The following is a 22,246-nucleotide window of genomic DNA, read 5'->3' as shown; positions in this document are numbered from 1 at the left end:
GTTCCGTGAACCGCCTCACCACCCACCCGCCCGGCCGCGCCCAGGGCTGGCTGGCCGCCGGGCCGCGCCGCCGCGTCACCCCCGCCGTCCGACTGATCTGCCTGCCGTACGCCGGTGGTGGGTCCTCGGCGTACCACGGGTGGCAGGAGCTGCTCGGCGACGACGTCGAGGTCTGCCCCGTCGAGCTGCCCGGGCGGCAGTCCCGCTGGCGTGAGCCGGCGTACACCGGGGTGCGGCAGCTGGTGGAGGCCCTCGCCCCGGCGCTGGCACCCGAGCTGGGGGTGCCCTACGCCCTGTTCGGGCACAGTATGGGGGCGCTGGTCTCCTTCGAGCTGGCCCGCGAACTGCGCCGCCGCGCGGTGCCGCCGCCCCGGGTTCTCTTCGCCGCCGGTGGCCTCGCGCCGACGCTGCGGCGTACCTTGCCGAACATTCACGACCAACCGGACGCGGTGGTCGTCGAACGGCTGCGTGAGCTGGGCGGTCTGGACGAGGAGATCCTGGCCGAACGCGAACTGCTCGACCTGCTCCTGCCCGCCATCCGCGCCGACTTCGCGCTCTGCGAGACCTACGAGTACCGGCCGGAGCCGCCGCTGAGCTGCCCGATCGTCGCCTTCGCGGGGGACCGGGACCGGGAGGTGCCGCCGGATCGGGTCGCGCCGTGGCGGGAGCAGACGTCTGCCGGGTCCACCCTGCACGTGCTGCCGGGCGGGCACTTCTTCCCGATGACGGCCCGGGACGCCCTGCTGGGCACCGTCCGGGCCACCCTGGCGGCGGGGAGTTAGACGGAGGGCGGGCCGGTCACCCGGCCCGCCCCGGCGATCAGCGGATCTCGGTGGTGTCCTCGGGGCGCGGTTGGCCGCGCGGTGGGGCGGACCAGGGTGATTCGCCACCCACCCGGCGGGGCAGCGGCTCGGTCGGTGTCGAGTCGGCCGGGTAACCGAGAGTGAGGGGCGCGGTGTCGCGCTCCGCGGGGGTGGGGGCCGGCCAGTCGGTCAACGTGAAGTCGTCGTTGCGGGGGCCTCCGTCCGACGCGGGGGTGGGTGCCGCGGCCGGTTCGGTCGCCGGGCTCGGCCACTGCCGCCAACGCTGTTGGCTGAAGGTCGCCATCAGCAGTAGCAGGCCGAGCAGGAAGAGCGTGCCGTTCTCGACCGGCAGTCGCAGCGGCAGAGGATCGCCGAACACCTTCCACTCGTGCGGGATCGCATCCCGCACCGAGAAGGGCGCCACGAACATCCCGACGTACGGGGTGACCAGCAGCGCACCGGCCACCAACGGGCCCAGCGGCGAGAAGCGCAGCGTGCCGAGCAGGCCCAGCAGGACACCGCCGACACCGAGGTACACGGCCGGCTCGATCAGGTTGGCGGTGTTGAACGTGCCGATCTCCACCCAGCGGTCGACCGTCCGGCTCGACCCGTCCTGCCCCAGTGTGACCAGCACCCAGGTGATGGGCGCCACCACCAGCCCGGCGAGGAAGCTCCAGAGATGTCGCATCCGCGCACCGTACCGTTTTCGACATGACTGAGCACCTCTCCGCCGCTCCAACCGGCAAGCCGACGTCGTACTCGCGCGTCACTCTCAGCAAGATCATGACCGCGGTGGACGTCAACCTCTACGGCACCGTGCACGGCGGAGTTCTGATGAAGTTCGTCGACGATGTGGCCGGTGCCGCTGCCGCCCGACACAGCGGCGGGACCGCGGTGACCGCGGCGATCGACGAGATCGTCTTCTCCGAGGCGGTCCGGGTCGGCGACCTGGTGCACGCGCACGCCCAGGTGAACTGGACCGGCCAGACCTCCATGGAGGTGGGCGTGCGGGTGGTCGCCGAACGGTGGGACTCGGCCGAGGACGCGCCGGTCCGGGTCGCCACCGCGTACCTGGTGTTCGTTGGCGTGGACGTGGGTGGGGCGCCTCGCACGGTCCGCCCGGTGCTGCCGGAGACCGCTGAGGACGAGCGCCGGTACAAGGAGGCGGAGATCCGCCGCGCGCACCGGTTGGCCCGCCGCCGCGCCATCCAGGCCCACCGCGCCGGCTGACCCACATGAGGTGGCGGGTTGGAGTGTGGGACGGGCACGCGTCGGTTGGCCTACCCGGTGCGCAGAATGGCGCTTCGAGGTAGGGCAAGATGGCGCCACGGCCCAGTCACAGTGTCGTGTCGGGCCAGGGGGAGGGTGGAGCAGTGGGTGACATGCTGTGGACGCCGCCGGCGGACGTACGTGAGCGGTCCCGGATCGGTGCCTACCTGCGCTGGCTGCGGGAGCACCGCGGGTTGGACTTCGCCGACTACGACGCGCTGTGGCGCTGGTCCACCACCGACCTGGACGGGTTCTGGCGTTCGATCTGGGACCACTTCGAGGTGATCGCGCACACTCCGCCGTCCGCCACCCTGGCCGAGCGGGGGATGCCCGGCGCCCGTTGGTTCCCCGACGCCACCCTCAACTACGCGGAGAACGTGCTGCGGATGCCGGGGCGGGCCGACGACGACCCGGTGGTGATCTCCCACGGGCAGACCCGCCCGCCGGACACGTTGAGCGCCGGTGAGCTGCGCGAGCAGGTCCGCCGGGTGTCGGCCGGGCTGCGCCGGCTCGGCGTCACCGCCGGTGACCGGGTGGCGGCGTACGCCCCGAACATCGCCGAGACGTACGTGCTGCTGCTGGCCACCGCCAGCCTGGGAGCGATCTTCTCGTCCTGCGCGCCCGAGTTCGGCACCCGCAGCGTCACCGACCGTTGGCAGCAGATCGAGCCGACGGTGCTGGTCGCGGTGGACGGCTACCGGTACGGCGACAAGCCGGTGGACCGGCGCGCCGAGGTCGCCGCGATCCGGGCCGCCCTACCGTCGCTGCGTCACACCGTCAGCATCGGCTACCTCGACCCGACGGGTCCCGCGCCCGAGGGCGCGCTGGGCTGGGCCGAGCTGGCCGCACCCACCGACGAGCCCTTGACGTTCACGCCGGTGCCGTTCGACCACCCGCTCTACGTGCTGTACTCCTCGGGCACCACTGGGCTGCCGAAGCCGATCGTGCACGGCCACGGCGGCATCCTGCTGGAGCACCTGAAGATGCTCGCCCTGCACCACGATCTGGGCCCGGCCGACCGGTTCTTCTGGTTCACCACCACCGGCTGGATGATGTGGAACTTCCTGGTCTCCGGCCCGGCGGTGGGGGCGGCCATCGTGCTCTTCGACGGCAACCCGGGGGTCCGTGCTGAGCCGGGCCGGCCGGCCGAGCCTGACCTCGGCGGGCTGTGGCGGCTGGCGGCGGAGACCGGGACGACGTACTTCGGCACCTCCGCGCCGTACCTGTTGGCCTGCCGTAAGGCCGGGTTGGTCCCCCGGGAGGTCGCCGACCTGTCGACGCTGCGGGGCGTGGGTTCCACAGGTGCGCCGCTGCCCGCCGAGGGCTTCCGCTGGGTGTACGAGACAGTGGGCGACCACGTCCAGCTCCAGTCGCTCTCCGGTGGCACCGACGTGTGCACCGGTTTCGTCGGCGGGGTGCCGCTGCTGCCGGTGTACGCCGGTGAGATCGCCTGCCGGGCGTTGGGCGCCAAGGTGGAGGCTCGTTCCGCCGACGGCACGCCGGTCATCGGTGAGCTGGGCGAGCTGGTGATCACCGAACCGATGCCGAGCATGCCGGTGGGCTTCTGGAACGACACGGACGGCACCCGCTACGCGGAGGCGTACTTCGGCGTCTACCCGGGCGTCTGGCGCCACGGTGACTGGATCACCATCAACGAGCGGGGTGGCTGCGTGATCACCGGCCGCTCCGACGCCACCCTCAACCGCGGTGGGGTGCGGCTCGGCACCGCCGAGTTCTACTCGGTGGTGGAAGGGCTCGACGAGGTGGTCGACTCGGTCGTCGTGCACCTGGAGGACGACGAGGGCGGCGCCGGTGAGCTGCTGCTCTTCGTGGTGCTGGCGGAGGGTCTGGAGTTGGACGACCCGATGCGCGCGAAGATCTGCCGTGAACTGCGCACGGCGCTCTCACCCCGGCACGTGCCCGACGAGATCCACCAGGTGCGTTCGGTGCCCCGCACCCTCTCGGCGAAGAAGCTGGAGGTGCCGGTCAAGAAGATCCTCACCGGCACCCCGGTAGACCAGGCGGCGGCCAAGGGTGCCCTGGTCAACCCCGAGTCCCTCACCGCCTTCGCCGCCCTGGCCCAGTCCCGCGCGACGTCCTGACCCCCGTCCCCCCGCGATCTTGCACTTTCTGTCCCGACCTAAGGGGCATCCCACCCATCTCGACAACCGAAACTGCAAGATCGCCGGGGCGGGGCGGGGCGGGGGCGGTTACGGGAGGGTTTGGGTGACCTTTTCGGTGGCTTGGCGGCTGGCCAGGCGGGCCGGGTCCTGGTTGGCGCAGAGGACGACTGTGGCGGCCCGGGTCAGCGGGGCCAGCAGCCAGTCGACCGGGTCGGGATAGCGGGTGGCGTCAACCAGGACCCGCGCGCCGGGCTCGATGCCCAACTCGGTGGCGCGGGCCTCGGCGCGACTCAGCAGGTGCGCGTCGGTGGGGCCACTGCCGGACTGCGGCGTGAAGTGGTCGCCGTGGGCGCGTACCTCGACGACGTAGTCGGCGAAGCCGGGCGGCACCTGCCGAAGCGGGGCGGCGAGCGGGGCCAACCCGAGGGCGTACCGCTCGTCGGCGGACCAGGACTGCGCCTCGTCGAACTGGTCGGCGGCGGCGAAGAGCACCCCCACCTCGCCCGGCGTGTCGACGACGCTCAGCTTGGCCGACCAGCAGGCCAGCAGCACCGCCGCGGTTTGCCAGTGTGGCGGCAGCAGCACCCCGGCCGGGGTGCCCGGCGCGAGGCCGACCTCGTCGACGAGGAGATTCGCGGTCTTCGCCACCCAGTTCGCCACTGTGACGCCGGAGAGTTCGGTGCGGTCGCCGGTGGCGTCGTCGTACCAGGTGAGCAGCGGTCGGGTCGGGTCGGTCGCGATCGCGTCGGCGAACACCCGGGCAATGTTGTCGGCCATCGGCGCGAACGATACGCCAGTGCGGGCCGTACTCGATGACGATGACAAGTCGGCGTACCGTCGGGTCGCAGTCAGCGTCGGCCCCGCGCCCCGGCGTAGGCTTTACCCCCGGAGTGTTGTTCCCCACAGGCCCGCCAGTTCAAGGAGTCGCCCCGTGACCGCCGGTCGCCCGCCCCGCGTGCTCATCGACGCCACGAGTGTCCCCACCGACCGTGGTGGTGTCGGTCGATACGTCGACGGTCTGCTCGGTGCCCTCGGCAAGGTGTGCGGGTCGGGGGTGGAGCTGGCGGTGGTCAGTCTCCGCACCGATCTGGAGAGGTACACCCGCATGCTGCCGGGCGCGGAGATCATCCCGGCCCCGGCCGCCGTGGCGCACCGCCCGGCCCGGCTCGCCTGGGAGCAGACCGGCCTGCCGCTGCTCGCCCAACAGGTGGGCGCAGAGGTGCTGCACTCGCCCTTCTACACCTGCCCGCTGCGGGCCGGGTGTCCGGTCACGGTCACCGTGCACGATGCGACGTTCTTCACCGAGCCGGAGCATTACGACAAGTCGCGCCGCACGTTCTTCCGCAGCGCCATCAAGACCTCGTTGCGCCGCGCCGATCGGGTGATCGTGCCCAGCAAGGCCACCCGGGACGAGCTGATCCGGCTGCTCGACGCCGACCCGACGCGGATCGACGTGGCCTACCACGGCGTCGACCAGGCTGCCTTCCACGCTCCCACCGAGGAGGAGAAGGCCCGGGTACGCGCGCGTCTGGGGCTGGGCAACAGCAGCTACGTCGCCTTCCTCGGTGCCAAGGAGCCTCGAAAGAACGTGCCCAACCTGATCCGTGGGTGGGCGCGGGCCGTGGCTGACCGGGTCGACCCGCCGGCCCTGGTGATCGCCGGTGGGCAGGGGCACGACGAGGACATCGACCGGGCGGTGGCCGAGGTGCCGTCGCACCTGCGTCTGCTGCGCCCCGGCTACCTGCGCTACGCCGACCTGCCGGGTTTCCTCGGCGGTGCCCTGGTCGCCGCGTACCCGTCCTACGGCGAGGGGTTCGGGCTGCCGATCCTGGAGGCGATGGCGTGCGCCGCCCCGGTGCTCACCACGCCCCGGCTCTCGCTGCCCGAGGTGGGCGGCGACGCGGTCGCGTACACCTCGGAGGACCCGGAGCAGATCGGCATCGACCTGGCCGCCCTGCTCGACGACGAGCAGCGGCGGTTGTCGCTGGCGAAGGCGGGGTTCGATCGGGCCAAGGAGTTCACCTGGGAGTCCAGCGCCGAGGTGCACATCGCGGCGTGGAGTCGCGCCCGTTCCTGACCCTCCGCGCCGTCGCGGGTGACCCGTGCCACTTTGGGCAGGTACGTCGGGCATGATGTGCGGATGCTCTATGCGGTCATTCCGGCAGGTGGCAGTGGCACGAGGTTGTGGCCGTTGTCCCGCGCTGGCCATCCCAAGTTCCTCCACCCGCTGACCGGCACCAGCGCCTCGCTGCTCCAGGCGACAGTCGAACGGCTCGCGCCGCTGACCACACCGGATCGGACCCTTGTGGTCACCGGTGCCGCGCACGTCGCGGCGGTGGCGCGGCAGCTGACGGTGCTGCCGGAGGAGAACATCCTGGTCGAGCCCTCCCCCCGGGATTCCTGCGCGGCGATCGCGTTGGCTGCCGCGGTGATCGCGGCGCGTGACCCGAACGCGGTGATGGGCAGCTTCGCTGCCGACCATCTGATCCGCGACCCGGACAGCTGGGTCCGCACTGTCCAGGAGGCGGTCCGCGGGGCAGAGCAGGGCATGCTGATGACCGTCGGGATCACTCCGACCCGTGCGGAGACCGGTTACGGCTACCTCGAGACCGGCGATCCGACCGAGGGTGTGCCGTGGCGACAGGTGGCCGAGTTCAAGGAGAAGCCGGCCGCTGAGGTCGCCGAGGCGTACGTCCGTTCGGGCCGGCACCTGTGGAACGCGAGCATGTTCGTGTGGCGGGTGGACGTCTTCCTCGCCGAGCTGGCCCGCCAACAGCCGGCGCTGCACGCTGGCGTCGCCGCCATCGCCGCTGCCTGGGGCACCCCGGAACAGGACGACGTCCTCGGCGCGATCTGGCCGACCCTGCCGAAGATCTCCGTCGACTACGCGGTGATGGAGGGCGCGGCCACGGCGGGTCGAGTCGCGACGGTGCCGGGCGATTTCGGCTGGAACGACGTCGGTGACTTCCACACCCTGGGCGACGTGCTGCCGGCCGACGACGCGGGCAACGTGGTGCTCGGCACGGAGGCCAAGCCGGGCGTGCTGCTACGAGACAGCAGCAACCTCGTTGTCGTTCCGCAGTCGGGTCGGTTGGTGGCAGTGCTCGGTCTGCGCGACCTGATCGTGGTGGACACCCCGGACGCGGTGCTGGTCTGCCCGCGCGACCGGGCGCAGGACGTCAAGGCCCTGGTCGACGAGCTCAAGGAGCGAGGCGAAGAGGGCTACGTCTGAGCGCGGCGAGTGCCGGCGCGACCTGTTGCGCGGTCCCGCCGGCCAGTGGTTCGGGGAGCTGGTCCGGTGGGAACCAGCCCAGCGCCTCGGCCTCGTCGCTGACCTGCTCCACCGCCGAGGGCGGAGCGATCACCGCGAACCGTACGTCGTGGTGCGCCGAGCCGCCCTGGCACTGAACCGGGTGCACGTCCACGTCGATCGGCACCGGGTCGATGCGCAGGCCGGCGATTCCGGACTCCTCGGTGGCCTCGCGGAGGGCGGCGGCGACAAGGGTCTGGTCGACCGGCTCACAGTGCCCGCCGAGCTGCACCCACCACCCGAACTTGACGTGCAGGCAGAGCAGCACCCGCGAGCCGGTGGAGTCCAGCACCAACGCGCTGGCGGTGACGTGCCCGGGCCGGTGCTGCCGACTCATCGCGATCGGACCGGCGGCGAGCAGCGCGAGGGTCCGGTCCCGCGCTTCGGCAGCACCCGGGCTGGTGGGCTGCCAGCCCTCCAGCAAGGCGACGGCGTCGGTGTGCAGCGCCCGGTACGTCTCGGGGTCGCTCGTCTGGGCGGTCGGGCCGGTGATCACGGTGTCGGGCACCCCGCCACTGTACGAGCGTGTGCTCCGTACGCTGGCTCGGTGACAGTGCGACTCGTCGAATTCGTGGTGGCCGGTAACGAGGCCAGCGATCTGCTGCCGGTGCGGTCGGCGGCGCTGCTGCGCGCGTACGGTGCCCGGCGGGGCTTCTGGACGGTGCTGGACGAGGGGCCGGTGGAGCGCTGCCTCGCGCTGCTGTTGGAGCGCGACGCCGGGGAGTGGACGGCAGTGCACGTGCGGGCGGATGCCGGTGTGGAGAACGGGCGAACCGAGGACGGTGAGGCGCTCGCCCATCACGACGGCTGGGTGTACGTCTTCGGTTCCCACTTCGGCTCGAAGGCTGGCCCGCTGCGACCTCGGCGCGCCTTCGTGGCCCGGTTCCGCGAGGACGACGCGGCGGTCGGGCCGGTGCCGGTGCACGTGGTACGCAACTCGTTTCGACTGCACCGGGTGGTGAACGACGCTCTCGCCGCGGCGCCGCTGACCCTCCTGCCGGCGGGGGAGCGGGTGCGGGAACGGTTCATCGTGGAGACGCTGGCCCGGGGGACCGTCCGGGAGAAGAGCTGGGTGAGCCGGTTGGCCCCGGACGACCTGCCGTTGAACGTGGAGGCGGCGGCGTTCACCCCGGCCGGGACGGTGCTGCTCGGGCTGCGTTTTCCGGTCACCGACGCCGGTGAGCCGATCCTGGTCGAGGTGGCCGGTGTGCCGGGCATGTTCACCGCCGAGCGGGCGTGGCCGCGGGCGTTGGGCGCGTACGTGTTGACAGGTGTCACCCCGCCAGGGCAACTGACCGGCTTCCGCGCGATCACCCCGACGGCGGACGGCGGGTACGCGGCCGTGATCGGCTCGATCGACGCGCTGGGCAAGGGGTCGGTCCTGCTCGACGACCATCCGGGCGGGGGCGAGGTCACCTCGCGGCACGTCCGCTTCCGGCTCACCGGTGGCGAGGCGGACGCCGGGCGGCGGCTCGTCGGGGAGCAGGTGGCGGACCTGGCCCCGTTTCACCACGTCGAGGGGGTGGCGGAGCTGGACGGACTGTCGTTCTACGTCACGGACGAGGACCATCGGGTCGCGCTCTGGGTCGGCTGAGCCGGCACCGGGGGCGGGATGACCGGACGGCACCTCTGCGGAACAAGGGCCGCAGACCCTCGTGGTGCCGTCCGATCACCGGGGCCTCCCCGGTCCCGGTGCCCGGCAGCACGGGCGTCAAGGACGCACGGCGCCGTGTTCGGGCATGGGAAGCATGCCGAACCGGCCCCGGAGGCGTCGAGGTTTTTCAGTCCAGGCTTAAAGATGGAGGTTACTGCCAGCCAGGTAGAGTCGAACGGTCATCCGGCATCCCCCTGCCGGCGACACAGGAGCGCTCCATGCTGAAGATCCACTTTTCTGGGGAGGACATCCTCCGGACCCGGGTGGCGCCGGCGGCGGACCCGGTCTGGGAGCTGGTCCTCAGCCTGCACGTGCTTCGCGGCCGCACCCGCGACCCGCTGACGGCCAACTGGCGGCGCAGCGTGGCCCGGGACCTGCGCCAGGACTCCGCGTCCGAGCAGCTCCGCCTGCTCTTCGCGCTGAACCCGCCGCGTGGCTACTTCCCGGACTTCCTCACCCCGTACGCCAGCGTCGAGGGCTTCGAGGCCGGGCTGGACGCGCTCCGCCGTACCCCCACCGAGTTGCTGCACCGGGACCTGAGCGTGCTGGCCGCCGAGAACCAGCTGCCTTCCTCGGCGGCCGCGCTCGCTCGCGGTGAGGTGTCGGCGTTGCACCACCTGGCCGAGTCGATGGAGCAGTACCGATCGCTGGCGATCAGCCCGTACTGGGGCCGGATCCAGGCCGCGGTTGCGGCGGACCGCACGCGGCGGGCGCGGGCGCTGCTCGACGGCGGCGTCGAGGGCCTGCTCAGCAGCCTTCGGCCGACGATGCGCTGGGAGAGCGGGGTGCTGGAGGTCCACAGCTACCCGCACAGTCGGGAGCTGCACCTGGACGGCCGTGGGCTGCTGCTGGTGCCGTCGTTCTTCTGCGCGGCCACCCCTGTCGCACTGCTCGACCCGGCGCTGCCACCGGTGCTGGTCTACCCGGTGGACCGGCTGGGTGCCCTGGTCTCCGCCGACGCCGGCGCCGCGTCCGGTGCTGCCCGCGAATCACTCGCCGCGCTGCTGGGCCGCACCAGGGCAGCGGTCTTGCAGGCCAGCGACGAGGGCTGCACCACCGGCGAGGTCGCCCGCCAGCTCAACATCTCACCGGCGGCGGCGAGCCAACACGCTACGGTGCTGCGCAACGCTGGTCTGCTGGTCAGCCACCGCGAACGCAACAGCGTGCTGCACACGTTGACCCCGCTCGGCCGGGCCATGCTGGACGCGTGACCCGGCCGTTCGTACCGGCCGAGGGCGGTTCTACAGGGCGAGCGCGGCGCTCGCCGGGCTGCCGGGCGGTGGCGGCAACAGAGTCGACCCGACGCCCTGGGCGGCCAATGCGACGCGCAGTCGGTGCAGGTCGGCGCCGAAGCGGACCAGACCGAACGGCTCGACGGGCGTCGGGGCCGAGCCGAGCAGCAGGTCGGCGCCATCCGGCCACCCGGGCATCTCAGCGACCAGGCCGGCGCGTACCTCGGCCTCGTCGACCAGTGTGAAGACCGTGCCGGGGGCGACCAGCCCGGCGACCTCGTCGATTGCCCGTCGCACCGCGGTCAGGTCGGCCGGTGTCGGGCCGGGGCCGTCGGTCAGGGTCGCGGCGTCGGAGAGCCCGGCGGCGTGGGCCTCGGCGGTACCGAGCGAGAACAGGTCCTGTGCCGCGTCGCGGATCAGCGCCCGCGCGCCACCGGCGTCGTCCGAGACGGTGGCCGGCAGGTAGCCCCGCACCACCGCGACGGGGACCTGATCGCACTTGCCCTTGATCAGTTCGCCGGCACCCGCCAGCTCGTCCACCACTGCCATCTGGGTCAACTGCAACTCGTTGCCGTACGGGTCGACCTCGCCCCGGTGGTCGCGGATGGCCGGCATCCCGGCCACCCCGAGCGCCACGTCGGTGAGCCCGTTGCGCCAGGGCCGGCCCATCGTGTCGCTGATGATCACGGCCAGGTCCAGGTCGTATCGCTCCCGCAACGCGTCGCGCAGAGCCCGTGCCGAGGCGTCCGGGTCGACCGGCAGCAGCACCAGTTGGGTCTTGTCCACGTTCGACGCGTCGATCCCCGCCGAGGCCATGACGAAGCCGTGGTGGGTCTGCACGATCCGGGTAGCCCCCCGGCTGGCGACCACCCGGGCGGTCTCACCGGCCAGGACCTCGTCCCGGGCTGCCAGCCGTTCCGGCCCGTCCGCCGGCACGTCGACCAACCGCCCCTCGGCCTTGGAGACGATCTTGCTGGTCACCACCAGCACGTCGCCGTTGCGCAGCCACGGCGCGGCGGTAGCGATCACCGCGGCCAGGTCGTCACCCTCGGTCACGTGACCGATGCCGAGCACCGGCAGGATCTCCAGCCTCACGTCAACTCCACCGCGGCGCGGACCATGGCCGCCGTCGCCGCCTCGTCGGTCATCCGCAGCGGCACCGCGCGGACCGTCACCTCGGGCACCACAGTGCCCGCGTCCTCCTCGGCCACCAGCCAACCGTCGAGCAGGCCGCCGCTCGCCCGACCGCCGTAGAGCCGGCCAACCCCGGCCGCGCTGCACTCCGTACCGAGCACGGCCAGGCAACGGTCGGCCATCCCCCGCACCGGCGCGCCGCCGATGATCGGCGAGACACCCACCACCGGCGCCGGGCCGTCCGCCACCGCCGCACGCAGCCCCGGTACGGCCAGCACCGGCGCGACGCTCACCACCGGGTTGCTCGGCGCGATCAGCACCAGGTCGGCCGAGGCGATCGCGTCCAGCACCCCGGGGGCCGGCTTCGCCGTCTCCGCGCCGACGAACACGAAACGGTGGGTGGTGATGTCGGCCCGGTACCGCACCCACCACTCCTGGAAGTGGATCGCCCGCTGGCCCTGGTCGTCCTCCACCACGGCATGGGTCTCCAGGCGGTCGTCAGTCGCCGGCAACAGGCGTACGCCCGGCTCCCAGCGGCTGGCCAGCGCCTCGGTCACCGCGCTCAACGGGTAACCGCCGTTGAGCATGGTGCTGCGGACCAGGTGGGTGGCGATGTCCTTGTCGCCGAGGCCGAACCAGGTCGGCTCCGCCCCGTACGCGGCCAACTCCTGTTTGACAGTCCAGCTCTCGCCGACCCGACCCCAGCCCCGTTCCGGGTCGGCGCCCCCGCCGAGGGTGTACATGACGCTGTCCAGGTCGGGGCAGATCTTCAACCCGTGTAACCACAGGTCGTCGCCGACGTTGACAACGGCGGTCACCTCCGCGCCGACGTCACGGGCGTACGCCCGGACCCCGAGCAGGAACCGGGCGCCGCCGATGCCGCCGGCCAGAACCACGATGCGCATGTCGACCATCCTCGCGCACGTGACGCCTCCGATCCGTCGGTGGCCCCAGAGACTAGGCTCACGTGCGCCCTGTCCGTTGATGCCCCGAGGGGGAGCTCGTGACCAGCCCCGCCGAGCCCGCGTCCGCCGACGCGACGCAGGCCCGCCAGCTGACCAAGCCGCTACGGGAGCTCGCCGCGCTCGCGCTGCTTGGCGCCAACGCCGTGTTCCTCTTCGTGGGCCTGCTCCGGCTCATCGCCCCGAACGACTACGGCTCCTTCACCGACCGCGCGGGCAGCGCCTTCTCCGCGTTCGTCGGGGTGGAGGCGGTGGGCCTCCCGCTGCTGGCGGTGCTGCTGGCCACGCACATCTCGCCGGTGCTGGCGAAGGCGAAGCTGATCACGCAGACAGCCGTCGTCGAGTACGCGGTCAGCGCACTGTTCGGCACGCTGACCATGCTGATCTGGACGGTGGGCCGGCTGGCCGAGGCCGAGGTGCTCGATGCGCTGCTCGGCGTGCTCACCCGGTTCGCCTGGATGGTGATCTTCGCGATCGCCGCCTGGGTGGTCTACACCATCTGGCGCGCCCACTACTACGTGCCGCGGCCCAAGCCGCAGCCTGGCGTCTACGGCCAGCCCCAGCCGGGCTGGCCGCAGCAGCAGGGCGGTTGGCCTGCCCCGGGTCAGCCCGGCGGCCAGCCGCAGGGCGGATGGCCCGCTCCCGGCCAGCCTGGCGGACACCCGCAGGCTGGTCAGCCTGGTGGCTACCCGCAGGCTGGTGGTTACCCGCAGGCCGGTGGCTACCCGCAGGCCGGCCAGTACGGCCAGCAGTCGCCGCCGTTCCAGGCCCCGCAGTCGGCTCCACCGCACCCGCAGTCCGCTCCGCCGCACCCGCAGTCGGCTCCACCGCACCCGCAGTCCGCGCCGCCGTTCTCGCAGTCCGCGCCGCCGTTCCCGCAGTCCGCGCCGCCGACGAACCCCGCCCCCCAGTCGGTGCCGCCGTCCCCGGCCGCGCCGCCGCCGTTCGGGCAGCCTCCGTCGGCCGACCCGACTCAGGCGATCCCGCGCCAGTCCGCAGACCCGACCGAGGTCATTTCCCACCCGGCCGACCCGGACACCGACCGTACCCAGCACATCAAGCCCAACGACCACCCCGACCAGCCCCGCTGATTCCGCCAACCCCGTCGGCCCCCACCAACCCCCGTCGATCATGAAGTTATTGCCCGATCACGCGGCGTGTCGTGGCAATAACTTCATGATCAACCGGGAGGGCGGCCGGGAGGTCGGCCGGGGGGTGCCGTTTCCCACGGTGCGGGCTGGGACTGGTTGGGTCGCGTCGGGCTGCGCATAGGGTGAGTGGATGGTTGATCGCACCCACTCCGGCCCGAGCGATGCGAGCGTGCGGCGGGCCCTGGGCCGGGCCGCGAACGGGCGGGCGCTTGATGTCGACGAGGCGACCGCGCTGCTGTCCGCTCGTGGCGACGCGCTCGACGAACTGCTCCGGCTCGCCGGGGGAATCCGCGACGCCGGGCTGCGCGAGGCCGGGCGGCCGGGTGTGGTCACGTACTCCAAGAAGGTCTTCATTCCGCTGACCCGGCTCTGCCGGGACCGCTGCCACTACTGCACCTTCGCGACAGTGCCGCACCGGCTGCCGGCGCCGTTCCTGGACCGCGACGAGGTCCTCGCGATCGCCCGGGCCGGTGCCGCGCAGGGCTGCAAGGAGGCGCTGTTCACACTGGGTGACCGGCCGGAGGAACGCTGGCCGGCGGCCCGGACCTGGTTGGACGAGCGCGGTTACGACTCCACCCTGGACTACCTGCGCGCCTGTGCGGTGGCGGTGCTGGAGGAGACAGGTCTGCTGCCGCACCTCAACCCCGGGGTGCTGTCCTGGTCGGAGCTGCAACGGCTCAAGCCGGTCGCGCCGAGCATGGGCATGATGTTGGAGACGACAGCGACCCGGCTCTGGTCCGAGCCGGGTGGCCCGCACTTCGGCTCGCCGGACAAGGAGCCGGCGGTCCGTTTGCGGGTGCTCGAGGACGCGGGGCGGGTCGGGGTGCCGTTCACCACCGGCATCCTGATCGGCATCGGGGAAACCTCGGCGGAGCGGGTGGACGCGCTCTTCGCGATCCGCCGCGCCCACCGGGAGTACGGGCACCTCCAGGAGGTGATCGTGCAGAACTTCCGCGCCAAGCCGGACACGGCGATGCGCGGCATGCCGGACGCGGAGCTGCACGATCTGGCCGCCACTGTGGCGGTGGCCCGGCTGCTGCTCGGCCCGAAGGCCCGGATCCAGGCCCCGCCGAACCTCATCGCCGGCGAGTACGACCTGCTGTTGCGCGCCGGCATCGACGACTGGGGTGGCGTCTCCCCGCTCACCCCCGACCACGTCAATCCGGAGCGCCCCTGGCCGCAGATCGACGAGCTGGCCCGGCACACCGAGCTGGCCGGGTTCACGCTGCGGGAGCGGTTGACGATCTACCCCGAGTACGTGCGCGCGGGTGACCCGTGGCTCGACCCACGGTTGCTGCCGCACGTCGGCGCCCTGGCCGATCCGTCGACGGGCATGGCTGTCGAGTCGGCGATGCCGCAGGGACGACCGTGGCAGGAGCCGGAGGAGGTGTTCGGCGGGCGGGTCGACCTGCACGCCACCATCGACACCACCGGCCGCACCGACGACCGGCGCGGCGACTTCGACAGCGTCTACGGCGACTGGGCCGAGGTCGCTGGCAAGGTCACCCCGGAGGCGACCGCCCGCCGGGCTGGCGTACCCGTGGCACCGGCCGGGAGTGGTGCGGACCGTGACCTGGCGGCCGGTCTGCGGCTCGCCGCCGACGACCCGGCGGCCCTGCTCGACCCCGCGCACACCGAGGCCGCGCTGGCGTTGTTCGGCGCGGACGGGCCGGCGCTCGACGAGGTGTGCCGCCTCGCCGACGACGTGCGCCGCGCGGTGGTCGGCGACGACGTCACCTACGTGGTCAACCGCAACATCAACTTCAGCAATGTCTGCTACGTGGGCTGCCGGTTCTGTGCGTTCGCGCAGCGTGAGCGGGACGCCGACGCGTACCGGCTCTCCGTCGAGCAGGTCGCGGACCGGGCCGAGCAGGCGTGGGCCGCCGGCGCCAGCGAGGTGTGCCTCCAGGGCGGCATCGACCCGAAGATGCCGGTCACCGGGTACGCCGACATCGTGCGCGCGATCAAGGCCCGGGTGCCCGAGATGCACGTGCACGCGTTCTCGCCCATGGAGATCGTCACCGCCGCCGCGAAGGCCGGGGTGCCGATCCGTGAGTGGCTGCTCCAGTTGCGTGAGGCCGGGCTGGACACCATTCCGGGCACCGCCGCCGAGATCCTCGACGACGACGTGCGCTGGGTGCTGACCAAGGGCAAACTCCCGGCCGCCGCCTGGGTCGAGGTGGTCAGCACCGCGCACGAGCTGGGCATCCGGTCCAGCTCCACGATGATGTACGGCCACGTCGACCACCCCGGGCAGTGGCTGGCGCACTTCCGGGTGCTGGCCGGGGTGCAGGACCGCACGGGCGGGTTCACCGAGTTCGTGGCGCTGCCGTTCGTGCACACGAATGCTCCGATCTATCTGGCGGGTATCGCCCGACCCGGGCCGACCTGGCGGGAGAACCGGGTGGTGCACGCCATGTCCCGGCTGCTGCTGCACGGCCGGATCGACAACATCCAGTGCTCCTGGGTGAAGCTCGGCGACGAGGGCACTGTCGCGATGCTCCAGGGCGGCTGCAACGACCTCGGCGGCACGCTGATGGAGGAGACCATCTCCCGGATGGCCGGTTCCGACAACGGTTCGGCGCGTACCGAGGAGCAGTTGCGGGCCATCGCGAAGGCCGCCGGTCGTCCGGCGCGCAAGCGGTCGACTGCGTACGGTCACGCCCGCCCCTGACGTCGAACCTTTCCCCGCCCCCGGCCGTACCACGCGATGCCGGTGGCGGTCGCGGCGAGGACCGCCGCCGGTGTCCCCTCAGGGGCCCGGCGGCGTCGCGAGACGGCACCGGACCCGTCCGTCTCCGCGGGCGCGCTCGCGCCACCGCCGGAAAGGTTGCCCATGACCAGTGATCAGCGGAAGCGGCAGTGGCCGCGACTGACCCGCCGGCAGACGTTGACCGCCGCGGCCAGCGCCACCCTCGGCGCCGCCGCGCTCACAGTGCCGGGCCTGTCGGCCGCGCAGAACGCCCCCGGCGCGGCCGGACGAGCCGACGAACCGATCGTCGTGCACCTGCGTGACGCCGCCTCGGGAACGATGGACGTCTTCGTCGGTGAGACGCGCATCGAGGTACGCGACCGCGGCCTGGCGGACCGGCTGCGGCGCGCCGCCCGGCGCTGACCCGACCCTCCGCCCCGCCATCCTGTCCCCGCCCAGTGAGGTTGGTCCGTCATGTCTTCCCACCGCGAGGCCCCGGAGATAGCCAAGGATCCGGTCGCCGACAGCTCCGACCTGTACGCGTTCGTCAGCCCCGACAAACGCGACACGGTCACGTTGATCGCCAACTACGTGCCGTTGCAGCTCCCCTCCGGGGGCCCGAACTTCTTCGAGTTCGGCGACGACGTGCGGTACGAGATCCATATCGACAACGACGGTGACGGTCGTCCGGATGTCACCTACCGGTTCGAATTCACCACCGAGATCACCAACCCGAACAGTTTTCTCTACAACACCGGTCCGATCGATTCGCTGGACAGCAAGAACTGGAACCGGCGGCAGTTCTACAGCCTGACCAGGGTGGCCGACGGCCGCGAGCACCGGTTGGCGCACAAGCTGCAGTGCCCGCCGTGCAACGTCGGCCCGCTGTCCACCCCGAAGTACGCCGACCTGGTGCGGCAGGCCACCTACTCGCTGTCCACGGGGGAGCGGGTCTTCGCCGGGCAACGCGCCGACGGGTTCTTCGTGGACCTCGGGGCGATCTTCGACCTCGGCACGCTGCGGCCGTTCCAGCAGCTGCACGTCGCCGGGAAGAAGATCTTCAAGGCCGAGGGGGAGCCGGTAAACGCCACCGACCGGATGAACGTGCACAGCATCGCGGTGCAGGTGCCGCTGGAGCGGGTACGTCGGCGCGCCAACCGCTACGGTGCCGCCGATCGGGCGTCGGTGATCGGGGTGTGGACGTCGGCGTCACGTCGGCAGGTGCGGGTGCTCGGCGACCGGGGCGGAGCGGACACCAGCACCGGCCCGTTCACCCAGGTCTCGCGGTTGGGAAATCCGCTGTTCAACGAGGTCATCGTGCCGATGTCCAAGAAGGACCTGTGGAATTCGCTGCCACCGTCGGAGGACAAGCGGTTCGCCCAGTTCGTCGAGCAACCGGAGCTGGCCGCGTTGCTGCCGGCGCTCTACCCGGACGTCTTTCCCAACCTGGACAAGCTCACCAAGGCGAAGAAGGCCCGAGCCGACCTGGTGGCGATCCTGCTCACCGGCGTGCCCGCCGGGCTGATCGACGGCTTCACCAACGCCACCGGCGACGTGCAGGCCGACATGCTGCGACTGAACACGGCGATCCCACCGACCAGGCGGCCGGACCGGTTCGGGGTGCTCGGTGGCGACCTGGCCGGGTTCCCGAACGGGCGGCGGGTCGGCGACGACGTGGTCAGCATCGCGTTGCGGGCCATCGCCGGGGTCACCGTCCCGCTGGTGGACAAGACGTTCAAGCCGGACGCGGCGGCCGCCGCTGTCACCCCTGGGCTGAGCGCCGCCGACGTGACAGCGCCGTTCCTCGGAAACTTCCCCTACCTGGGTACGCCGTACGACGGGTTCAACAACCCGCCGGCGGCGTCCTGATCGGGCCGGGGGCGAGCGAATGCACGAGCACGCGTACGGGCCGTCGGAGACCGGGACGGTCGTCCTCGATCTGGGCGGTGACACCGGTGCCCTGATCGTCTACACGGGCCCGGATCTGCACGGCCGGGAGATCGAGATCAGTCGCGACGACGACCGGCGGGTCCACTCGGCGGTGCGTGAGCGTCGGGTGCGGGACGGCTCGTTCCACAGTGCGGTCTATCCCGATCTGCCGAGCGGAATGTATACCGTCTGGTGGGACGATCGTACGCCCGCCGGCACGATTTCTGTCCATGGTGGAGAGATAGCCGAGTTTGCCTGGCCCAGCAGTAGTTTTGGGGTCGCCGGCTGACCCCGGAACCTCGTTTTCACCACCGCGCCCTGTCCACATTGTGGACGGGGCGCGAGTGCTGTCCGCGGCTTGACGGGCAGTCTGCGCCGCGCCGCGTTAACCTGTCCCCCACCAAGATCAGCTTAGGGGTGGAGGTCTCTGGTGCCGTCCGGTCGGCGACTCGTCGGAGAAGCGCCACGGCAGAAAAGTCGGGCAACTCGCCGGAGAGGGCGTTACTCGGCCGGGGTCTGAATCGATAGGGCAGGTTGCGAGGCTGGACGGCCCGAGTGGCCGGCCGGGGGTGTCGGGAGGGCGACTCCATTATCAAGTTTGGCTTGACGGCGCACGCATTACACGCGTGTAATTTGAATGGGGTTGTTCGCACGGAACGCAACAAAACGGGACCGGACGGACAAGCACGCCTTTCGCGTGGGGGGTTGCAGCGGCGATGACGCCGGTGCGCGACAAGGAGGCATTTGATGGACGGCCAGCTTGAGGTGGCCGACCTGCTCGGAAACGCGCCGGAGTGGCAGGAGCGGGCGTTGTGCTCGCAGACCGACCCCGAGGCGTTCTTTCCCGAGAAGGGCGGCTCGACCCGCGAGGCGAAGCGGATCTGCTCGCGTTGCGAGGTCAAGACCGAGTGCCTCGAATACGCACTGGGTCACGACGAGCGGTTCGGCATCTGGGGTGGGCTCTCCGAGCGGGAGCGGCGCAAGTTGAAGCGGCGGGCCGCCTGAGCGGTGCAGGTCCGGGCGGTGTGGGTCTGCGCGGGGGGCCGCCTGAGCGGTGTGAGGTCGAGGCGGTGGGGGCCGCCCGACTCTCCGCTCGGGGGTTGGCTCAGGCTCGGGGGTTGGCTCAGGCGAGCTCGTCCGGGTCTACCCCGAGAAGGTTCGCCACCTGTTCGATGATCACGTCATGGACGAGATCGGCGAGGTCCTCACGGTCCATCGCCCGGAACTCCAGGGGCCGCCGGTACAGCACGATCCGCGGCGGCACCTCCTGCCGGCCCGGGCGGCCGGGCAGCAGCCGGGCCAACGGGACCTCGCCGTCCTCCAGCACGTCCGAGTCGTAGACGTTCAGGTCCGGCGGGACGTCCTCGACCGCGAACTCGACCCCGGCCAACTCCTTGGCGAACCGACGCTCCAGCGTCTCGACGGTGTCCAGGACCAGGTCGTCGAAGACCTCGGCCTTGGTTCGCGCCAACGGTACGGTGGCCGGAACCAGCCGCCCGCGCAGGCCGCGCCCGTGCCGGTCACGATGCGCACGCCGGCCGGAGCCGGGGCGGCGGTGTTCCGGGCTCGTCATGAGGCAAAGGGTAGCGCCCGCGTCGGGCTGGTCAGCGGCAGCGCCGCTCTCGTGGCGCGGCGCGCCCAGGACGGTCGACTGTGATCACCATGACGGGCGTGTCGCAACGCGAAGCGATGCGCCGGACCCGGTAATGGAGATACCCTGCCGCACGTGAGGTCACCACGGCGCTGCTCCCGTAACGGCTGCCCCCGGCAAGCGGTCGCCACATTGACCTATGTCTACAACGAGTCGACAGCGGTGGTGGGGCCGCTGGCGGCGTTCGCCGAGCCGCACACGTACGACCTGTGCGAGCCGCACGCCCGCAGCCTGACCGCGCCGCGGGGCTGGGACGTCGTCCGGCACGAGGGCGAGTTCGAGCCACCGCCGCCCACCACTGACGACCTGGTCGCGCTCGCCGAAGCGGTCCGCGAAGCCGCCCGCCCGGCCCCCCGCCCCCCGGAGCCGGACCAAAACCGTCCCGAGAACCCCCACCAGACCGGCCGCCGAGGCCACCTCCGGGTAATCCCCCCCAACCACTAACCCCGCACCCCCCAGCCCCCGGCCCCCGCCCCCCTCGCGCCCCCGCCCCGCCCCCTTCCCGGGGTTGATCAAGAGGTTTCGGTCATTAGCCGGCGCGTTTTTGACGCAAACCTCTTGATCAACAGCGGTGGGTGGGTGGGTGGGTGGGGTTAGAGCTTGGTCCAGGCCTCGGTTAGGACCGTGCGGAGGATCTGCTCGATCTCGTCGAAGTGCTGCTGCTCGGCGATCAGGGGTGGGGCCAGCTGGATGACCGGGTCGCCCCGGTCGTCGGCCCGGCAGTAGAGACCCGCCTGGAACAGGGCGGTCGAGAGGAAGCCGCGTAACAGGCGCTCCGACTCGGCCTCGGTGAAGGTCTCCCGGGTGGTCTTGTCCTTGACCAGCTCGATGCCGTAGAAGTAGCCGTCGCCGCGGACGTCGCCGACGATCGGCAGGTCGTACAGCTTCTCCAGGGTGGCCCGGAAGGCGTCCTCGTTGGCGCGTACGTGCCCGACCAGGTCCTCGCGGGCGAACACCTCCAGGTTGGCCAGGGCCACCGCGCAGGAGACCGGGTGCCCGCCGAAGGTCACCCCGTGGGCGAACATGCCGGTCTCGGTGAGGAACGGTTCCATCAACCGGTCGCTGGCGATCATCGCGCCGAGCGGGGCGTAGCCGGAGGTGATGCCCTTGGCAGTGGTGATGATGTCCGGCTGGTAGCCGTAGCGCACCGCGCCGAAGTACTCGCCCAACCGCCCCCAGGAGCAGATCACCTCGTCCGAGACGAGCAGCACGTCGTACGCGTCGCAGATCTCCCGTACCCGCTCGAAGTAGCCGGGTGGTGGTGGGAAGCACCCGCCGGAGTTCTGCACAGGCTCAAGGAAGACCGCGGCGACAGTGTCCGGCCCTTCCCGTTCGATGGCCCTACCGATCTCGTCGGCGGCCCAGCGGCCGAACGCCTCGGCGTCGTCGCCATGCTCGGGCGCCCGGTAGAAGTTCGTGTTCGGCACCTTGATCGCGCCCGGCACCAGTGGCTCGAAGTCGCTCTTGATGCCGGGCAGGCCGGTGATCGACAGGGCGCCCATGGAGGTGCCGTGGTAGGCGATGTACCGGCTGATCACCTTGTACTTGTTGGGCTTCCCGGTGCGCTTGAAGTAGGCGCGGGCCAGCTTCCACGCCGCCTCGACGGCCTCGGAGCCGCCGGTGGTGAAGAAGATCCGGTTGAGGTCGCCGGGGGTGAGCGCCGCGATCCTCTCGGCAAGCTCGATGGCCTTCGGGTGCGCGTACGACCAGAGCGGGAAGTAGGCCAGCTCGCCGGCCTGCTTGGCGGCGGCCTCGGCCAGTTCGGTACGGCCGTGGCCGGCGTTGACAACGAAAAGCCCGGCGAGCCCGTCCAGGTAGCGGCGACCCTGCGCGTCCCACACGTACGCTCCCTCGCCGCGCACGATGGTCGGCACCTCACCGGCGGAGTAGCTCGCCATCCGGGTGAAGTGCATCCAGAGGTGGTCGGTGGCGTTGGCCATGTCAGCCCCATCGGTCGTCGGGCCGGTCAAAGGGGTGAGGCCGGCCGCTCTGCCAACGGTTATCGCACAGTCTCAACCTCGGAAGCAAGTGTTATCGGCGGTATCACGGTCGGTTGGCGACGGATTTAGCGCACAGGCGTCATGGATGCAACGGAATCCGTACTGCCGCGGACTGGTTGATCGACGGCCGGCTGGAGGCGGAGGTGTGCTGGTGGCTGCCTTTGGAGCTGAATCGTTTGCGGCATCGCGGCCGTCCTGTCGAGGCCGCGCCATGTGCCCTCCCGGATTCGCGCCTCCCGGCTCGCGCCTCCCGGCTCGCGCCTCCCGGCTCGCGCCTCCCGGCTCGCGCCTCCCGGCTCGCGCCTCCCGGCTCGCGCCTCCCGGCTCGCGCCTCCC

General features: G+C 71.6%; 21 protein-coding genes. 14 read left to right on the top strand and 7 right to left on the bottom strand.

Translation table 11 applies throughout. From position 1 onward, the window contains the following. Nucleotides 1–5: 5 nt before the first annotated feature. Nucleotides 6–782, top strand: coding sequence for a thioesterase II family protein (locus tag NIE111_RS21455; RefSeq protein WP_238686086.1), 777 nt, complete (start codon nt 6–8; stop codon nt 780–782). Nucleotides 783–819: 37 nt separating this feature from the next. Here NIE111_RS21455 and NIE111_RS21450 read toward each other — a convergent pair whose 3' ends face one another. Beyond that, the gene (locus NIE111_RS21450; protein ID WP_238686085.1) at nt 820–1,491 is read right to left on the bottom strand and encodes a hypothetical protein; all 672 of its coding nucleotides are present in this window, start codon (nt 1,489–1,491) and stop codon (nt 820–822) included. A gap of 23 nt (nt 1,492–1,514) precedes the next feature. On the opposite strand from NIE111_RS21450, the gene NIE111_RS21445 reads away from it, so the two are divergent. Beyond that, nucleotides 1,515–2,033 carry an acyl-CoA thioesterase gene (locus NIE111_RS21445; RefSeq protein WP_196928284.1) on the top strand — a complete coding sequence of 173 codons (519 nt, stop codon included), beginning with the start codon at nt 1,515–1,517 and terminating at the stop codon, nt 2,031–2,033. A 143-nt stretch (nt 2,034–2,176) separates the two neighbouring features. Continuing rightward, nucleotides 2,177–4,174 carry an acetoacetate--CoA ligase gene (locus tag NIE111_RS21440; RefSeq protein ID WP_238686084.1) on the top strand — a complete coding sequence of 666 codons (1,998 nt, stop codon included), beginning with the start codon at nt 2,177–2,179 and terminating at the stop codon, nt 4,172–4,174. A gap of 108 nt (nt 4,175–4,282) precedes the next feature. On the opposite strand, the gene NIE111_RS21435 is transcribed toward NIE111_RS21440, so the two are convergent. Continuing rightward, a complete protein-coding gene (locus tag NIE111_RS21435; RefSeq protein WP_238686083.1) occupies nt 4,283–4,972 on the bottom strand; it encodes a TIGR03089 family protein in 690 nt (229 codons plus the stop codon). A gap of 154 nt (nt 4,973–5,126) precedes the next feature. On the opposite strand from NIE111_RS21435, the gene NIE111_RS21430 reads away from it, so the two are divergent. Both NIE111_RS21430 and NIE111_RS21425 read left to right on the top strand, forming a co-directional pair. Further along, nucleotides 5,127–6,272, top strand: a complete 1,146-nt coding sequence (locus NIE111_RS21430) for a glycosyltransferase family 4 protein (protein WP_238686082.1) — start codon at nt 5,127–5,129, stop codon at nt 6,270–6,272. 63 nt (nt 6,273–6,335) lie between these two features. Continuing rightward, nucleotides 6,336–7,427: a mannose-1-phosphate guanylyltransferase gene (locus NIE111_RS21425; RefSeq protein ID WP_238686081.1), complete on the top strand. Its 1,092-nt coding sequence runs from the start codon at nt 6,336–6,338 to the stop codon at nt 7,425–7,427. Here NIE111_RS21425 and NIE111_RS21420 read toward each other — a convergent pair. Next, on the bottom strand, nt 7,396–8,013 hold the full coding sequence (locus tag NIE111_RS21420) for an NUDIX hydrolase (RefSeq protein ID WP_238686080.1): 618 nt from the start codon (nt 8,011–8,013) through the stop codon (nt 7,396–7,398). The two genes, NIE111_RS21425 and NIE111_RS21420, sit on opposite strands and share 32 nt — an antisense overlap. A 39-nt stretch (nt 8,014–8,052) precedes the next feature. Here NIE111_RS21420 and NIE111_RS21415 point away from each other — a divergent pair, with 39 nt between their 5' ends. Both NIE111_RS21415 and NIE111_RS21410 read left to right on the top strand, forming a co-directional pair. Then, the gene (locus NIE111_RS21415) at nt 8,053–9,099 is read left to right on the top strand and encodes a DUF4185 domain-containing protein (RefSeq protein WP_238686079.1); all 1,047 of its coding nucleotides are present in this window, start codon (nt 8,053–8,055) and stop codon (nt 9,097–9,099) included. Nucleotides 9,100–9,377: 278 nt separating this feature from the next. After that, nucleotides 9,378–10,370 (top strand): ArsR/SmtB family transcription factor, encoded by a 993-nt coding sequence (locus tag NIE111_RS21410; RefSeq protein WP_238686078.1) that lies wholly within the window; start codon nt 9,378–9,380, stop codon nt 10,368–10,370. Nucleotides 10,371–10,400: 30 nt separating this feature from the next. Here NIE111_RS21410 and NIE111_RS21405 read toward each other — a convergent pair whose 3' ends face one another. Together NIE111_RS21405 and cofD are read right to left on the bottom strand one after the other, a co-directional pair. Next, nucleotides 10,401–11,486 carry a coenzyme F420-0:L-glutamate ligase gene (locus NIE111_RS21405; RefSeq protein WP_238686077.1) on the bottom strand — a complete coding sequence of 362 codons (1,086 nt, stop codon included), beginning with the start codon at nt 11,484–11,486 and terminating at the stop codon, nt 10,401–10,403. Next, nucleotides 11,483–12,430 carry a 2-phospho-L-lactate transferase gene (gene cofD, locus NIE111_RS21400; RefSeq protein ID WP_238686076.1) on the bottom strand — a complete coding sequence of 316 codons (948 nt, stop codon included), beginning with the start codon at nt 12,428–12,430 and terminating at the stop codon, nt 11,483–11,485. The genes NIE111_RS21405 and cofD overlap by 4 nt, the downstream gene beginning before the upstream one ends. A gap of 98 nt (nt 12,431–12,528) precedes the next feature. Here cofD and NIE111_RS21395 point away from each other — a divergent pair, with 98 nt between their 5' ends. The 6 genes from NIE111_RS21395 to NIE111_RS21370 all read left to right on the top strand — a co-directional run bounded on the left by NIE111_RS21395 (nt 12,529) and on the right by NIE111_RS21370 (nt 19,264). Then, entirely contained in the window at nt 12,529–13,578 is a 1,050-nt protein-coding gene (locus tag NIE111_RS21395) for a hypothetical protein (protein WP_238686075.1), read from the top strand. A 190-nt stretch (nt 13,579–13,768) separates the two neighbouring features. Next, nucleotides 13,769–16,312: a bifunctional FO biosynthesis protein CofGH gene (locus tag NIE111_RS21390; RefSeq protein WP_238686074.1), complete on the top strand. Its 2,544-nt coding sequence runs from the start codon at nt 13,769–13,771 to the stop codon at nt 16,310–16,312. 162 nt (nt 16,313–16,474) lie between these two features. Then, complete coding sequence (locus tag NIE111_RS21385; protein ID WP_030486799.1) at nt 16,475–16,753, top strand: hypothetical protein; 279 nt, start codon at nt 16,475–16,477, stop codon at nt 16,751–16,753. Nucleotides 16,754–16,804: 51 nt separating this feature from the next. Continuing rightward, nucleotides 16,805–18,199: a DUF4331 domain-containing protein gene (locus NIE111_RS21380; protein WP_238686073.1), complete on the top strand. Its 1,395-nt coding sequence runs from the start codon at nt 16,805–16,807 to the stop codon at nt 18,197–18,199. Between the two features lie 19 nt (nt 18,200–18,218). Next, nucleotides 18,219–18,548, top strand: coding sequence for a phospholipase (locus NIE111_RS21375; protein ID WP_238686072.1), 330 nt, complete (start codon nt 18,219–18,221; stop codon nt 18,546–18,548). A 458-nt stretch (nt 18,549–19,006) separates the two neighbouring features. Next, nucleotides 19,007–19,264, top strand: a complete 258-nt coding sequence (locus NIE111_RS21370) for a WhiB family transcriptional regulator (protein WP_007455784.1) — start codon at nt 19,007–19,009, stop codon at nt 19,262–19,264. A gap of 118 nt (nt 19,265–19,382) precedes the next feature. Here NIE111_RS21370 and NIE111_RS21365 read toward each other — a convergent pair whose 3' ends face one another. Next, nucleotides 19,383–19,832, bottom strand: coding sequence for a metallopeptidase family protein (locus tag NIE111_RS21365; RefSeq protein WP_074316962.1), 450 nt, complete (start codon nt 19,830–19,832; stop codon nt 19,383–19,385). Between the two features lie 153 nt (nt 19,833–19,985). Between NIE111_RS21365 and NIE111_RS21360 the strand changes: the two genes are divergently transcribed. Further along, nucleotides 19,986–20,354 carry a DUF3499 domain-containing protein gene (locus NIE111_RS21360; RefSeq protein WP_091394110.1) on the top strand — a complete coding sequence of 123 codons (369 nt, stop codon included), beginning with the start codon at nt 19,986–19,988 and terminating at the stop codon, nt 20,352–20,354. A gap of 149 nt (nt 20,355–20,503) precedes the next feature. On the opposite strand, the gene NIE111_RS21355 is transcribed toward NIE111_RS21360, so the two are convergent. Beyond that, nucleotides 20,504–21,850, bottom strand: a complete 1,347-nt coding sequence (locus NIE111_RS21355) for an aspartate aminotransferase family protein (protein WP_238686071.1) — start codon at nt 21,848–21,850, stop codon at nt 20,504–20,506. Between the last annotated feature and the right edge of the window lie 396 nt (nt 21,851–22,246).

It is taken from the genome of Micromonospora hortensis (assembly GCF_022230935.1).
Lineage (GTDB): Bacteria > Actinomycetota > Actinomycetes > Mycobacteriales > Micromonosporaceae > Micromonospora > Micromonospora hortensis.
This window is presented reverse-complemented; position numbering and strand designations above follow the sequence as displayed.

Excerpts from the sequence above, each read along its gene's own strand:
- NIE111_RS21450 (WP_238686085.1), bottom strand. The coding sequence starts at position 1,491 with ATGCGACATCTCTGGAGCTTCCTCGCCGGGCTGGTGGTGGCGCCCATC.
- NIE111_RS21445 (WP_196928284.1), top strand. The coding sequence starts at position 1,515 with ATGACTGAGCACCTCTCCGCCGCTCCAACCGGCAAGCCGACGTCGTAC.
- NIE111_RS21435 (WP_238686083.1), bottom strand. The coding sequence starts at position 4,972 with ATGGCCGACAACATTGCCCGGGTGTTCGCCGACGCGATCGCGACCGAC.
- NIE111_RS21425 (WP_238686081.1), top strand. The coding sequence starts at position 6,336 with ATGCTCTATGCGGTCATTCCGGCAGGTGGCAGTGGCACGAGGTTGTGG.
- NIE111_RS21410 (WP_238686078.1), top strand. The coding sequence starts at position 9,378 with ATGCTGAAGATCCACTTTTCTGGGGAGGACATCCTCCGGACCCGGGTG.
- cofD (WP_238686076.1), bottom strand. The coding sequence starts at position 12,430 with ATGCGCATCGTGGTTCTGGCCGGCGGCATCGGCGGCGCCCGGTTCCTG.
- NIE111_RS21390 (WP_238686074.1), top strand. The coding sequence starts at position 13,769 with ATGGTTGATCGCACCCACTCCGGCCCGAGCGATGCGAGCGTGCGGCGG.
- NIE111_RS21385 (WP_030486799.1), top strand. The coding sequence starts at position 16,475 with ATGACCAGTGATCAGCGGAAGCGGCAGTGGCCGCGACTGACCCGCCGG.
- NIE111_RS21380 (WP_238686073.1), top strand. The coding sequence starts at position 16,805 with ATGTCTTCCCACCGCGAGGCCCCGGAGATAGCCAAGGATCCGGTCGCC.
- NIE111_RS21375 (WP_238686072.1), top strand. The coding sequence starts at position 18,219 with ATGCACGAGCACGCGTACGGGCCGTCGGAGACCGGGACGGTCGTCCTC.
- NIE111_RS21370 (WP_007455784.1), top strand. The coding sequence starts at position 19,007 with ATGGACGGCCAGCTTGAGGTGGCCGACCTGCTCGGAAACGCGCCGGAG.
- NIE111_RS21365 (WP_074316962.1), bottom strand. The coding sequence starts at position 19,832 with ATGACGAGCCCGGAACACCGCCGCCCCGGCTCCGGCCGGCGTGCGCAT.
- NIE111_RS21355 (WP_238686071.1), bottom strand. The coding sequence starts at position 21,850 with ATGGCCAACGCCACCGACCACCTCTGGATGCACTTCACCCGGATGGCG.